The organism is Pandoraea capi, assembly GCF_902459735.1.
GTDB lineage: Bacteria > Pseudomonadota > Gammaproteobacteria > Burkholderiales > Burkholderiaceae > Pandoraea > Pandoraea capi.
In genome coordinates this window covers 179,271-193,216 of record NZ_CABPRV010000008.1, presented here as the reverse complement: position 1 = coordinate 193,216, position 13,946 = coordinate 179,271, and the positions used below count along the sequence as shown (strand labels likewise).

Sequence of the window (13,946 nt, the reverse complement as noted above, 5' to 3'; positions counted from 1 at the left end):
AGCGAGTGCCCGGCGCCACGCCGCTCAGCGCAACACGCTCCCCAGGAACTGCTGCGTTCGCGCTTGCCTCGGCGCGCCGAAGATATCGGCGGGGGAACCGCTTTCCACGATGCGTCCGTGATCGAAGAACACCACGCGATCTGCCACCTCGCGCGCGAAGCCCATCTCGTGCGTTACGACAATCATCGTCATGCCGTCGCGCGCCAGATCCCTCATGACGCCCAGCACTTCGCCGACCGTTTCCGGATCGAGCGCAGACGTCGGCTCGTCGAACAGCATAAGCTTTGGCTTCATCGCCAGCGCGCGCACAATCGCCACGCGCTGCTGTTGACCGCCTGACAGGGACACTGGAAACGCGTTCGCCTTGTGCGCCAGTCCCACACGCTCCAGCAGGGCATGTGCGGTACGTTCAGCTTCGGCCTGCGTCATGCGGCCCAACTTTACCGGGGCGAGCGTGATGTTGCGCAGGATGCTCAGGTGCGGAAACAACGTGTAGTCCTGAAACACCATCCCCACGTCTTCCCGTAGTTTTGCCATCGCCCGATGATCCTTGACGTCGGTCGCGGCGTCGCCCAGCGTGACGGTGCCGTCGGTCGGCGTCTCGAGGCTGTTCAGGCAGCGGATCAGCGTCGATTTGCCTGACCCGCTCGGCCCGATAACCACCACGACCTCGCCCGGAAAGACATCCAGATCCACACCATTGACGACCTGATGCGGACCAAAATGCTTTCGCAACCCGCGAATCGAAAGCAGCGCGTTCATTGCAGCCCCGCCAGTGCTCGTGTGGCGTTTTGCAACACCTGCCGCGCATTCGCCAGACGGGTATGCCAGTCGGCAAGGCTCGCGCGCGTGTCGCCCAGCCTGACGTTCGCCTCCTGCAAGTGCGTGCGCAGGAGGCCGGGGTTCGGGCTACCGGCCGATGCGCGTCCCGCAACGTTGCTCGCAGGGTCCAGACACGCCCGCACGGCTTCGGCGTCGATGCCGAGCGGTGCGCCAAGCTGTTCGCGCGCGGCGGCTTCGACCATCGCGACGTCGATCCGGTCGGCACTCACGCCGAGATCCATCGCGCTGCGCACGACCGACCCCACGACGTGATGTGCGGCCCGGAACGAGAGGTCGTGCTCGCGCACCATGTGGTCCGCCAGTGCAGTCGCCGTCGAGAAGTCCTCGGCGGCCAGACGTTCGGCGCGGGCGGCCGCCGGACGCGCCGTACGCAGCACGAGTTCCAGCAGATTCAGGCAGCGGACCGCCTCACGCGCCGTCTCCCAGAAGCCTTGCGTGCCCTCGCGGTTGGCGTCGCCGGAGTGGGTGAAGTTAGTGCCCTTGATCGCCATGGCGCTCGCCATCAGGGCGGCGACGATCTGTCCCGTGCGTCCCTTCAGGTACTCCAGCACGACCGGGTTCTTCTTCTGCGGCATGATGCTCGAGGTCGTGGCCACGCTGTCCGGGAATTCGATCAGTCCGAACTCGTGCGTGGTCCACACGAAGTAATCCTGGGCCACGCGACTCCAGAGCACGGCCAGCAGACTCAGATCGGCAATGCTCTCGAGCACGAAGTCGCGCGAACCCACGGCATCGAGCGCGTTGTCGACGAACGTGTCGAAGCCCAGCAGATCGGCCGTACGCTGACGATCGATCGCAAACGGGGTGCCGGCGAACGCCGCAGCGCCGAGCGGCGAGACGTTCATGTTCGTGAGCGTGTCCATCAGGCGACGCGTGTCACGTTCGAGCGCCTGCGCGACGCCCGCCAGATAGAACCCATAAGTCATCGGCTGCGCCGGCTGCAAATGCGTGTAGCCGGGCATGACGACATCGGCGTGGTTGGCGGCTTGCGTCAATGCGGTCTCGCGCACGCGCAGCAAGGCTTCGATCAGATCGAGCAGCACGGCGCGTGAGCGCAGACGGTCGAGCGTGGCGAGAATGTCGTTGCGGCTGCGCCCGGTATGCATGCGTCCGCCAATGTCTGCGCCGACCTGATGCATCAGATGCGCTTCGTAGTTGAAATAGCCATCTTCCCGGCCCGGATCGAGCGGCACGGCGGCAGGGCCGGCATCTTCCATCGCCAGAATGCCGCGCGCCAGCGCTGCCGCATGTTCGCGGCGAATGAGTCCGCGCTCGGCCAGCATCACCACGTGCGCCTTGTTGATGTCGCCGAGCGGCAGGAAGGTCTCTTCGAAACCGTCGAGGCGCGGTTTGAAGATGATGTCGTTGACTTCCGGCGCGGCGGCTTCGGTGAGCCGGCGACTGACTTTCGATGTGGACATGTTCAACCTTGTTGGGGAAGAGACCGAACGGGCTCGCGTTGCAGGCGGCGTTCGAGATGACGGGACAGCGCACTGAGCGCCGAGCAGACGATGAAATACACGATGAGCACGAGGCCGTAGATCTCGAAGGCGGGATTGCGGCCTTGCATGACGGTGACGCGCTCGATGATGTTCTGATTGACCTTGAGGAACTCGCTCACGCCGATGAGTGCGCCAAGCGACGTGGACTGGACCAGCAGCGTCAGCAGGCCCGTATAGGCGGGCAGGATCGCGCCGACCGACTGCGGCCCGATGACATAGCGATAGATCTGCCAGCGACGCAGGCCGAGCGCGGCGGCGCTCTTCCATTGATGCGGCGGCACGGATTGAATGCCGCCCGACACGACCACGGTGCCGTTGGCGCCGCCCCACAGCGACAAACCGACCGTGGCGGCGACGAACGGGCTCAGATCGAGGCCGAACATCGGCGCGACGAAGAACACACAGAACACGTTGACGATCAGCGGAATCGAGCGGAACAGTTCGACGTAGCCGTGAATGGTCGCTCTGACCCATCGGTTGGGGAGGGTAGCGAGCACCCCCAGCGCCAACGAGATCACGGTCGTGCACAGCAGCACGGCGCCCGCCAGGGCCAGCGTCATGCTCAGCCCTTGGGCGATGAGCCGCCAGTTTTCGAGAATGATGTGCATGGGAGAGATGGCCTCAATGCGTTCGGAACGGACGTTGCATCCAGGCCGAGAGCCGATGCGCGAGTAGGGAGAGGACCGCCACCATGCCCAGATAGAGCACGAGGATCGCGCCGAACATTTCCAGCGGACGGAAGTCCGTTGCAATGCGGTCGACCGCAACGAACGTCAGCTCCATCAACCCGATGGCCTGCAAGTACGACGAGTTCTTGAGCAGCGAAATCGCGGTATTGAGCATGCCGGGCAGCGCATGGCGCAACGCAATGGGCAGGGCGATGAGCGTGAAGTAATGCCACGGGCGCAGCGACAACGCGTGACACGATTCGTACATGCGGCGTCCCACGCTCGCCATGCCGCCTCGCAGGTTCTCGATCTGATACGCGCCGGCCCACAGCGACAGGCACAGCACGCCGGAGGTGAACAGCGACAGACTGAGTCCGACCGCCGGCAATCCGTAGAAGATGAAGAACAACTGCACGAGGATCGGTGTGTTGCGCATGAGCTCCACATAGCCGGTGACGAGTGGTGAGAGCACGGGCACGCGGAAGAGGCGAATGGCGCAACCGGCAATGCCGATCAGCGCCGAGCAGACGATGGCGATGACCGACACTTCCAGCGTCATCAGCGCGCCGCGCCAGAGAGCCGGCCATTGCGCGAGAAGGTAAGCGACGTCGAAATCCATAGCCGCCGCCGCTTACAGCGTTTCCTTCGGACGTCCCTGCTGGAACACCGACAGGTAATAGCTGCGAATCGACTCGGGAACGTTGAGTTTGACCCACTGCACGAAGCGGCCTTCGTAGCGCATGCGGGCAATCGTGGCGGACAGGTAATCGCGCCATGCCGCTTCGTTCTTGCGCACGCCGATGGCCGCGTCCGAGATCTGGAAGTACTGCCCCAGCAGTTTCGCCGACGGGTCTTGTGCTGCGGCGACTACAAGCGTGGCGGCGTCGTGCGTGTAGGCGTCCGCGCGGCCTTGGCGGAAGGTTTGCATGGCGTCGGCGGCGGTGTTCAGTCGGAGCATCTTCACGTCCGGCATGTGGTCTTCGAACCACTTGGCCTGCACGGAGCCCTTCAACGCGACGAGTGTCTTGCCCTTGAGGTCGGCGATTGAGTTGATGCCGCTATCGCGACGGACCACCACGTCGCTCGCCCCCCAACGATACGGTTGCGTGAAGTCGATGACGCGAGCGCGCTCGGGCGATACCCCCAGGGTCGCGATGAGCAGATCGACTTTGCGGCCGAGCAATTGCGGCACACGGTTCTCTGCGGTCACGCAGGTGAAGACGGCCTTGTCCTTGCTGCCCAGCGCCCACTCGGCGATCTGGCGTCCCATCTCGACTTCCACACCGGCGAACGCACCGCTGCTGTCCTGATAGCCATACGGCGGCTGGTCGCAGCGCACGCCCACACGCAACTGGCTTTGCGCCTTGATTTCAGCAGGCACCGGCGGCAAGTCGCCCGGCGCGGCGAGGGCCGGGCGGGCCGTCAGGGTGGCCAGCGCAATGAGGGTGGCGGCGGTGGAGGCAGTCGCCAGAACGGCGACGAACGAACGGGTAGGGCGTGACATCGAAGGCTCCTGAAGCGAAAAACGGCACATGGAGGACTCGGGCGGCCACGCGTCGGGAGGCGGCGAGTGCCTTGCCTCATGGCGCGCAGACGGGATACGAACGACTGTAGCCGGGCAGGGGCATTCTTAAAAATCACAATACAATACGGGTCCATACATTTTTGATATGCCCCTGCTGCTAGGCGGTATGGCTTGGCAAGGCGCAACGGGGATGGCCCGTCCACAGGAGACCGCGTCGATGAAATTCAAACAGGTGGAGGCATTCCGGGCGGTGATCCAGACGGGATCGATGACGGCGGCGGCGGAAGCGCTGCACACGTCGCAGCCCAACATCAGCCGATTGATCGGCCAGTTGGAAGACAGCGCCGGTTTCCGGCTGTTCGAGCGCATCAACGGACGGCTGCAACTGACCGACGAAGGCGCCGAACTGTTTCGCGATGTCGAGCGTGCGTTTGTCAGTCTGAAAAGTCTGGAGGATTCGGCACAGCAGATTCGCCGCTCCGGCACCGGGCGCCTGCGTGTGGGCGCCGTGCCGTCGATGGCGCTGACCCAGATGCCCGAAGCGATCCGGCGGTTTCGGCAAACGCACCCGGGGGTCGCCGTCTCACTGCTGACGAACGATTCGCCGCGCGTGGCCTACTGGGTCGCGTCGCAGTTTTGCGATCTGGGGGTGACGTCCTACGTCAGTCGGGACGTGTCGGGTATCGAGGCGACAAAGATCTGCGAGATCGCGGGCGTGTGCGCGTTTCCCACGGGGCATCGGCTGGGGATGCTCGATGTCGTGACGCCGGCCGACCTGGAATACGAGCCCTTCATCGCGTTGTCGCTGGTCGACGGCACACGCATGAAGATCGATCAGCGCTTTCGCGAGGCGGGCATCGAGTTGCGTCACAAGGAACTGGAAACGCCTTACGAAGCGACGGTGTGTGCGATGGTCGCCAGCGGGCTCGGCGTGAGCATCGTGAGCCGCGCGGTGGCGCAAGCGTACGTCGGCCGGGGGCTGGACTATCGGCCGTTCGCGCCGGACGTGCTGTTCGCCACCCATCTGCTGCGACCGCAGCACGTGGCCGCAAAGTCTGCTGGCGCAGCGCTTTGCGGCCACGTTGCTCGAAGTCGTCGGGGGCGTGGCGTCCGCCCCCTGACGTTCGATGCTCAGGGCTTGATGGCTGAAGGGCGTAAGGGGTTACTGATCGACCACGAAGCCATCGTAGTGCGGACGCATCGAAATCGGCTTCACCAGCGGCGGGCGAATCCTCTGCGCATCGGGCAGCAATGCCATGCCGAGGCCCGGGCCGTCGGGAATGTCGACGAAGCCCTGATCCGGCAGCGGGACCTTGTCGACGATATCGCTGCCCAGATGGGTGCCCGTCGATTCGAACACGCCGGCTTCGAACCCCGTCGCATATTCCTGCACAGCGAAGTTCGGAATCGCTGCGGCCACTTGCAGGCACGCGGCCAGCCCGATCGGGGAGAGCGGGTTATGCGGCACGACCTGAACGTGATGGGCCTCGGCCATCGCCGCGACCTTCTTCGCGCCGGTGATCCCGCCGCAGACAGCCACGTCGATACGCGCGTACTCCACCGCGTTGCGTGCGAGCAGCGCCTGGAATTCGTAGATGGTGCAGAAGCGCTCACCCGTGGCGATCGGCACGCGGATGCGGTCGGCGACGCGCGCCATGGCGTCGGCATTCTCCGGGCGGATCGGATCCTCGACGAACATCGGCGTGTCCTGCTCGATGCCGTTCGTAAATGTCACGGCTTCCGCCGGCGTCAGACGACGATGCAGTTCGATGAGTAGATCGACGCGGTCGCCCACGACCTCACGCATCCGGTGAACGTTGTCGATCGCATCGTGCATCTTGCGAATGTGGGTCTTGAAGTAGACCTTGTCGTTGCCCTCGTCGAGGAACGGATTGATGTGCCCGAAAGCATTGAAACCCGCTTCCATCTTGCGCTGGCATTCCTCCAGCACCTTTTCGATGTTGCTTTCGTAGATGTGGCCATAGATACGCGCCTTCTTGCGCGCCGGCCCGCCGAGCAGCTCATAGATCGGCACGTTCAGTGCGCGGCCCTTGATGTCCCACAGCGCGATGTCGATAGCGGAAATCGCCGCGTTGATGGCCAGCCCCTGAAAGTAGCTGAAGCGATGCATCACGTTCCAATGGTGCTCGATATCGAACGCGCGCTTGCCGACCAGATATTCGGCAAAGCGTTTGATGGCCGTTCCTGCCGCTTCGATATGGCCCCAGATACCGGCTTCGCCATAGCCGGTGATGCCTTCGTCCGTGTCAATGCGAACGAACATGAACTGGCCGACGTGAAGCGGCTCGACCTTCGTGATTTTCATCGTGACTCCTTCGTGGAAAGACTGTGTAACTGTCGGGAATGCGTTCAATGCATTCACGGGATTGAGGGGATTAACGGGACTGATGGGCGATGGGACGTGCCGGGGCGGTGTGCGCGTCGTCGTGAGTGCCGTCGTGCATGTCGTCATTGAGCGAGCGGCCGCGTGTTTCCGGGCCGAGCGCCACCGAGATCGCGGTGATGACACCGAGCGCGACCACGTACCACGCCACGAGGTGTGGCGAGCCCTCACCGGCCGAGAGCAGGGCCACGGCGATCATCGGTGCAATCCCGCCCGAGATCGGCGACGTGACTTCCCGTGCGAGCGAGAAGCCGGTGTAGCGCACGCGTGAGGGGAACATCTCGGCAAGCCACGGACTTTGCGCTGACGTCATCATCGTTTTCGCGATCGACGACACCAGGAACAGGCCGACGTAAATCCATAGGACCTCGCCCGTCTGCAACATCCGGAAGAACGGGAATACGGCAATGCCGGAGAGCAGGGCGCCGCCCATGTACACCGGCTTGCGACCGACCTTGTCCGAGACCCAGCCGAACAGCGGCACGGTAATGAACTGAAGCGCGGTGCTCCACATCAGCGCCGTGACGATGACGTCGCGCGACATGTGCAGTTGCTGCGTCACATAGACGATGACGAACGATTCGTAGATGTACGCGAGCGAGTTGTCGCCCAGGCGGGCGCCCCAGGCGCAAAGCATCGGACGCAGCGAGTGGCGGAAGACCTCGGTGAGCGGGGCGCGCACCACGGCGTTCTTGCGGCGCAACGCTTCGAAGACCGGCGTCTCCTTGAGTTGACTGCGTAACAGCACGCCGAGCGCAACGACCACGGCGCTCAGCAGAAACGGAATGCGCCAGCCCCACGCTTCGAAGCCCTCTTTGGACATCGATGACGACAGATGGAAGGTGGCAAGCGACATCAACAGCCCGAGCGCCACCCCGATGTACGGCAGGGAGCCGTAGAGCCCACGGCGTTTCGCCGGGGCATATTCGATCACCATGAGCACGGCGCCGGCGTATTCGGCACCCGACCCGAGCCCCTGCGCCGCGCGTAGTACGCATAGCAGGATCGGCGCCCAGACACCGATGGACGCATACGTCGGGAGTAAGCCCATCAACGTCGTCGACCCGCCCATGAGCAGCAAGGTGATGATGAGCACCGACTTGCGGCCGATCCGGTCACCGAGTCGTCCAAAGATCACACTCCCGGCCGGACGCACGAAAAAGCCGATGGCGAAGCTCGCATAGGCGAGCAACGTGCCGGTCAGATGGTCGTAGGACGGGAAAAACAGATGGTTGAAGAGCGTGGCGGCGGCTGTGGCGTAGAGGTAGTAGTCGTACCACTCCATCGCCGTGCCCACGATCGCGCTCAGGATCGCATTGCGTATTGCTTGCCGAACTTCCGGCGTCATTTGTCCTTCGGTATTCACGTATGACCCCTTCATGTGCGCCGCTCGCTCGCGAGCCGGCGCACTTGTCTCTCTCCATGACGGTCGCCGCGACGCATTAGCTGTCGTCGCGGTCCTCCTGTGATTCCGTTTGCCGGCACTTCACTTTTGGAAACGTTTCCGGAAACGTTTCCAAAAGATAATCGTTGTAAACTGGCGCGTCAAGAGGAGATGAGATCGATGAGTGACAACTTGCCGGGCGATCCCAAGGGACGGCCGGGAATCAAGGCGGTGGCCGCCTTGGCTGGCGTGGGAATCGCATCCGTGTCGCGCGTGCTGTCCGGGCAACCCGGATCGAGCCCGCAACTCACGCAACGGGTGCTGGAAGCTGCGCGCACGCTCGGTTACGCGCCGAACGCGCTCGCGCAGGGGCTGCGCCGGCGCGCGACGCGTTCCATTGGTTTCGTGGGATCGGACATCACCAACCCGTTGATCGCGTCCATCGTGCGCGGCGCGGAAAGCGTGCTCACGGTCGCCGGGTTTTCCGTGCTGCTGACGAATTCGGGCGGCGTGCCGAGCGTAGACGCCGAGCGCATCGAGGTGCTGATGCACCGGCAAGTCGACGGTCTCATCGTGTTGCCCACGCTCGAAGACGACCCGGCCACGCTGCTCGCGCTGCGCAATACCAAGTGCCCTGTCGTTCTGATCGACCGCGCCTTTCCCGCCGATATTCCCGCGCACTATGTCCTGTCGGATCACTATCAGGGCATGGGTGATGCCGCGCGTGCATTGCTCGACAAGGGACATCGCCGTATCGGCCTCGTCGTGGGGCGTGATGTGCGCCCGACGCGCGAGCGTGTCCGGGCGATGGAAGACGCCTACGACCGGCTCGGTTTGCCGCGCGATCTCATCGTGCATCGCGGCACGCTGTCGTCGGATCACGGCGAGGTGGCCATCGAGGAAATGCTCGCCGACGACGATCCCCCGACCGCGATCGTGCTGGGCGGCAATCAGTTGCTCGAAGGCGCATTGCAGGCCATCCACCGCCGGGGGCTTCAGCTCGGCCGGGACCTGTCGCTCGTGAGTTGCGACGACGTGCCTCTGTGCCGCTTTCATCAACCGCCGATCGCCACGGTCATGCGTGACGCCGAGCAACTTGGCGCGCGCGCGGCGCAACTGGTGCTCACGCACATCGAAACGCCGGGCACGCCAGAATCGGTGAGCCTGCCGACGTGGTTCGAGTCTCGCGCGAGTTGCGGCGCGCCGTCGGGCACGTCGGTGCAGCGCCGTGCCGACAAGGTTCGTTAAGAGGTTCGCTAAAAGGTTCGCTAAAAGCTTCGCTAAAAGCTTCGTTGAGCGACGCACTCCCGGATAAACATGCAGAATTTCCCCGATCTTCGCGATTTGCAGATCTTCAGCGTGGTCTGCCGGCTGCGCAGCTTCGCCAAGACGGCGACCGAGCTTGGCGCGTCGACGTCGTATATCAGCAAGCGCATTCACATGCTGGAGCGCGAGATGGGCGCGACGCTGTTGCATCGCACGTCGCGACGGGTGACGCCGACCGAGGACGGCGAGGCGATTCTGAAGTGGTCCGTCTACATGCTCGACGCGGCGACGGAAATGCATGACGCGGTGTCGGACATCAAGACCGAGCCGCGTGGCGATCTGCGCATCAGTTCAAGCTTCCGGTTGGGACGCAATCTGCTGGCGCCCGCGCTCTCGCAGCTATCGAGCCGATACCCGCGTCTGGACATCTCGCTGATCGTGATGGACCGGCCGGTGGATCTCATCGCGGAGTCGATCGACCTGGATATTCGCATCGGCAAGGTGTCGGAGCCCCATCTGATTGCGCACAAACTGGCGGCCAGCACACGTGTGCTGTGCGCGTCGGCCGACTATCTGGCGCGCCGTGGCATGCCGCAGACGCCTGACGACCTGCTGACGCATTCGTGCCTCGTGTTCCGCGAGCGAGACCAGCCGTTCGGCACGTGGCGGCTGCGAAACAGGACCGCAGGGAAAGAGGCTGAGGCGGACGTCGCAACGATCAAGGTCGGCGGCTCGCTGTCGTCCAACAACAACGACATCATCTGGACGTGGGCGTTGGGCGGGCACGGCATCATGCGCGCATCGGCGTGGGATTGTGCGCAGAGCCTCCAGCAGGGGCAGTTGATTCGTGTGCTGCCGGAATATGACTGGCCTGCCGATATCTATGCGGTGACGACGGCGCGTCTTTCCGCCTCGGCCAAGGTGCGCGTGTGCGTGGAGTTTCTGCAAAACTGGTTTGCCAGCGAATTCGAGGCCACGGCGCCGCTGTCGCCCTGAATGTCTGAATGCCGGAATGCGGGGAGGGTCAACGTCACCGTTGACCCTCTGCTGATTCCCTCGTCGATAGCCCCGTCGATAGCTCGATCAAACAGGGCTGTGTCGCTCAGGCCGTGACGACGGCGGGTTCTCGCGGCGTCTTGCGTCCCGACATGGCGATGGCGACGCCGCCGAGAATCGCGCAGGCGGCCAATACCAGCAGCGACGGCACGAAGCTGTTCGACACCGACTTCACGTAACCTACCAGCAGCGGCCCGGCGGACTGCCCGATGAGGTTGCCCACCCCGCTGACAATGGCGACTGCCGGAATCGCCTTGCGCGTCGGCAGAATTTCCGTGAGCCAGGCGAACACGAGCGGGTTCAGCATCTTCAGCGTGAAGCCCAGCACCATGAACAGGATGATTTGCAGGTAGTAGAGATTGGCGGGGACCAGCGCTGCGCCGATCATCACGAAACCGGTGAATGCGGTCGGCAGCGCGGCATGCCAGCGACGTTCCTGCCCGTGTTTGTCCGAGCGTCGGCTGATGTAGAAGATCCCGAACATCGAGGCGATGAACGGCAGGCCCGAAAACACGCCGATATAGAAGTCGCCGAGCGTGCCGTATGTGCGCATGATCGTCGGCAGCCAGAGCGTCGCGCCGTACATCAGAATGCCGTTCAGTGCGAAGCCGGCCGTCAGCAACCAGACCGTCGGTTCCGTCAGCACGCTCCACCACGGATCGACTTCGGGCTTCTTGTGCGACGCCTGTTCGGCGTTCAGCTCACGTTGCAGCCATTGGCGATCGGTTTGCGACAGCCAGCGCGCGCTTTCGAGGCTACGCGGGATCGCAAGGAACCAGATCGCGCAGAAGATCCAGGCGGGCAGGCCCTCGGCGATCATCATGACGCGCCAGTCGTAATGGGCGAGAATCGCGCCGGAAATCGGGCCTGCGAGAAAACCGCCGGCCGGAATGGCGAGATTCCAGATGCCGAACGCCCGGCCTCGCTCGGCCTTCACGAACCATTGCGCGAGGAACAGCGAAACGGCCGCGTAGATGGGCCCCTCGGCCAGCCCGAGCAGCACGCGCAAGGCGACCAGCTCATGGTAGGTCCGCGCAAACCCGGTGGCGACGGCCGCCAGCCCGAACAGCAGCAGCGCAACGCCGATCAGTCGCCGGGGATTGAACAGCAGCGCGATGATGCCGCCGCCAAGTTGGGTGACCGCGTAGCCCCACGCGAACGCTGCACCGATCCAGCCCGCCTGAATCGGCGAGAGGCCAAGCTCCTGCGTGATGTGGGGCAGCGCCATGCCCATGTTGGCACGATCGAAGAACGAGATCGTGTACATGATGAAGGTGGCCGGAAGGATGATGAACCAGCGCTCCCGCGCGATTCCCTCCCCATTGGGAACAGACGAATTCATACTGCGTGTCTCCTGCTGACGAGGCGCGCCTGAACCGCGCGCGCCCCTGTTGTTTTGTTCGTATTGTCGAGGGGTGCCGTCGATCTGTCGCGCAGATCAGCGATCGATGCGGTATTGCTCGATCACCTCCGGCTTGAGACGGATACCGAAGCCCGGACCTTGCGGCACCGTCATGTAGCCGTCGCGAATTTCCGGGAAACCGTCGGGCAACTGCCACAGCAGCGGGTCGCGCACCTTGTTGGCGAAGATCTCGACGAACAGCGCGTGCGGATTGGCCGCGATCAGGTGGACGGCGACTTGCGGCTCTTCGTGGTGCGCCATCTCCACGTTCATCAGCTTGGCCATGTCGGCAACGCGCTGCCATTCGGTCACACCGCCGCACAGCGTGCAGTCGAGGTTCAGGATGGACACATGGCCTTTGGTGATGAGGTCGCGGCATGCGCGGCCGGTGATCTCGCCCTGACCGACGTTGACCGGAATCGACGTCTTCATGGCGAGAAGCGCCAGGCCGTCGGTCTGGTCATACCACTTCACGGGTTCTTCCATCCATCGCACGTCGAGGTCTGCCTTCTCCATGGCGACGCAGAATTTGACGGCGTCGAGCGGGTCCCAGCCCTGATTGGCATCGACCGTCACCACGAAGTCCTTGCCGCCGGCGCGGCGAGCTGCGCGCACGCGCTCCAGATCCTCTTCCAGCGACGCGCGGCCGACTTTCATCTTGATGCCGATGCAACCGGTCTCGCGCACCATCGCCACTTCCTCGGCGATGGCAACGCATGAATCCTTGCCATCCTTCGGATAGTACCCACCGATGGAGATGACCGGCACGCGGTCCCGCACGCCGCCGAGCAGCTTGTAGACCGGCGTGTCGTAAAGCTTGCCGCGGGCGTCCCACATGGCGTTGTCGAGACAGCTTACGGCCTGCAGCAGGATGCCGCGCGGATGCATGTCCAACTGGTGCAGCCCGCGATTGCCCAGATCCACGTTCACATGGAACATCGCCTCCCAGAGTCGCTGGAAGTCGCGAACGTCCTGACCGATGAGCAGGGGCGACAGATGTTCGCGTACGACGTTGACGATCTCGGTCTGCGTGTGGAACTCGTCGCCACCGTAGCTTTCCCCGACGATGCCGTTTTCCAGATACACGCGTGTGACGATCGTCGGGCGCGACGCCACCTGATACGTGCCGCCCTTGAACACTTCCTCCAGTGCCATGTCGAGCGGGATGATCTCAACCGATTCAATTTTCATGCTCAATCCTCGTGTCTTCCGAATCCTTGTCAATCCAAAGCGCCGTTGCGCGCCGTTTGCCTGCCGGGCAGACGACGGGGCAACACCGTGGATGGACGATACGGCGCAGCGAGGGGAGGAACAACGGCCGGGGTGTACACCGATCGTCCACGATCTGTGGATCATCGGCAGGCAACGGCGCGATGGCAGGAAACGTTTGGGGGCGAAGCGATCCGGGTGGGACGGCGCGCTCAGGACGGTCGATCGTCGGTCAATATTGACCTGTATGCGGTATTGACTAGAATCCGGAGTAATCGAAGGTCGTCAACGGACTGACGGGCGGGAGGGGGGCGCTCGGACGGGTGTCAGCGCGATGCTGGCAGCGCAGTAGGGAGAAGTCGTTCTTAGATGCGATGTTCGAGGGGGAAAACGTATGCCAGAGCATGAGTATGTGACGGGCGATTTCCACGTGACTGTCTTTTCGATCCCGCTTCGAGACGGGCGTTATCGTGCCGACGTGGTGGTGCGGCGCATTGGATCCCGAGAGTCGTGCCATCGCCAGGAGCTCTACGGCCAGGTGTTTGCGACGCGCAGCGATGCCCGCGCCCACGGGCAAAGCTACGCGGAAAAATGGTTGCTGGGGTTTGGTCAGAAGGCCGCCCTGGGCAGCCTTGGCAACCCCGGCAAGCATCGCGCCTGATCCGGTCTGTCCGAACGGTGCGCGAG

General features: G+C 63.7%; 12 protein-coding genes and 1 pseudogene. 4 read left to right on the top strand and 9 right to left on the bottom strand.

Translation table 11 applies throughout. The features are described from left to right. Nucleotides 1-24 precede the first annotated feature (24 nt). From PCA20602_RS17180 to PCA20602_RS17160, 5 genes are read right to left on the bottom strand one after another with little or no spacing between them, the layout of a single operon-like run. Nucleotides 25-762, bottom strand: a complete 738-nt coding sequence (locus PCA20602_RS17180) for an amino acid ABC transporter ATP-binding protein (RefSeq protein WP_150722256.1) — start codon at nt 760-762, stop codon at nt 25-27. Continuing rightward, on the bottom strand, nt 759-2,264 hold the full coding sequence (argH, locus tag PCA20602_RS17175) for an argininosuccinate lyase (RefSeq protein WP_150722255.1): 1,506 nt from the start codon (nt 2,262-2,264) through the stop codon (nt 759-761). The genes PCA20602_RS17180 and argH overlap by 4 nt, the downstream gene beginning before the upstream one ends. 2 nt (nt 2,265-2,266) lie before the next feature. Further along, the gene (locus tag PCA20602_RS17170) at nt 2,267-2,953 is read right to left on the bottom strand and encodes an amino acid ABC transporter permease (protein WP_150722254.1); all 687 of its coding nucleotides are present in this window, start codon (nt 2,951-2,953) and stop codon (nt 2,267-2,269) included. Nucleotides 2,954-2,966: 13 nt separating this feature from the next. Further along, on the bottom strand, nt 2,967-3,632 hold the full coding sequence (locus tag PCA20602_RS17165; protein WP_069340585.1) for an amino acid ABC transporter permease: 666 nt from the start codon (nt 3,630-3,632) through the stop codon (nt 2,967-2,969). A gap of 12 nt (nt 3,633-3,644) precedes the next feature. After that, a complete protein-coding gene (locus tag PCA20602_RS17160; RefSeq protein WP_150722253.1) occupies nt 3,645-4,517 on the bottom strand; it encodes a transporter substrate-binding domain-containing protein in 873 nt (290 codons plus the stop codon). A 166-nt stretch (nt 4,518-4,683) separates the two neighbouring features. Here PCA20602_RS17160 and PCA20602_RS17155 point away from each other — a divergent pair. Continuing rightward, nucleotides 4,684-5,544: pseudogene (locus tag PCA20602_RS17155) on the top strand (LysR substrate-binding domain-containing protein); the annotation flags it as partial. Nucleotides 5,545-5,700: 156 nt separating this feature from the next. On the opposite strand, the gene PCA20602_RS17150 reads toward PCA20602_RS17155, so the two are convergent. Together PCA20602_RS17150 and PCA20602_RS17145 are read right to left on the bottom strand one after the other, a co-directional pair. Beyond that, nucleotides 5,701-6,864 (bottom strand): mandelate racemase/muconate lactonizing enzyme family protein, encoded by a 1,164-nt coding sequence (locus tag PCA20602_RS17150; RefSeq protein ID WP_150722252.1) that lies wholly within the window; start codon nt 6,862-6,864, stop codon nt 5,701-5,703. Nucleotides 6,865-6,934: 70 nt separating this feature from the next. Beyond that, a complete protein-coding gene (locus tag PCA20602_RS17145; RefSeq protein ID WP_174981238.1) occupies nt 6,935-8,290 on the bottom strand; it encodes an MFS transporter in 1,356 nt (451 codons plus the stop codon). A 216-nt stretch (nt 8,291-8,506) separates the two neighbouring features. Between PCA20602_RS17145 and PCA20602_RS17140 the strand changes: the two genes are divergently transcribed. Then, entirely contained in the window at nt 8,507-9,574 is a 1,068-nt protein-coding gene (locus PCA20602_RS17140) for a LacI family DNA-binding transcriptional regulator (RefSeq protein WP_174981235.1), read from the top strand. A 69-nt stretch (nt 9,575-9,643) separates the two neighbouring features. Continuing rightward, complete coding sequence (locus PCA20602_RS17135; protein ID WP_150722249.1) at nt 9,644-10,588, top strand: LysR family transcriptional regulator; 945 nt, start codon at nt 9,644-9,646, stop codon at nt 10,586-10,588. Nucleotides 10,589-10,694: 106 nt separating this feature from the next. On the opposite strand, the gene PCA20602_RS17130 is transcribed toward PCA20602_RS17135, so the two are convergent. Both PCA20602_RS17130 and PCA20602_RS17125 read right to left on the bottom strand, forming a co-directional pair. Then, nucleotides 10,695-11,990, bottom strand: a complete 1,296-nt coding sequence (locus PCA20602_RS17130) for an MFS transporter (protein ID WP_150722248.1) — start codon at nt 11,988-11,990, stop codon at nt 10,695-10,697. A 96-nt stretch (nt 11,991-12,086) separates the two neighbouring features. Then, nucleotides 12,087-13,241 (bottom strand): mandelate racemase/muconate lactonizing enzyme family protein, encoded by a 1,155-nt coding sequence (locus PCA20602_RS17125; RefSeq protein WP_174981232.1) that lies wholly within the window; start codon nt 13,239-13,241, stop codon nt 12,087-12,089. Between the two features lie 412 nt (nt 13,242-13,653). Here PCA20602_RS17125 and PCA20602_RS17120 point away from each other — a divergent pair, with 412 nt between their 5' ends. Further along, nucleotides 13,654-13,920, top strand: coding sequence for a hypothetical protein (locus PCA20602_RS17120; protein ID WP_150722246.1), 267 nt, complete (start codon nt 13,654-13,656; stop codon nt 13,918-13,920). Nucleotides 13,921-13,946 lie beyond the last annotated feature (26 nt).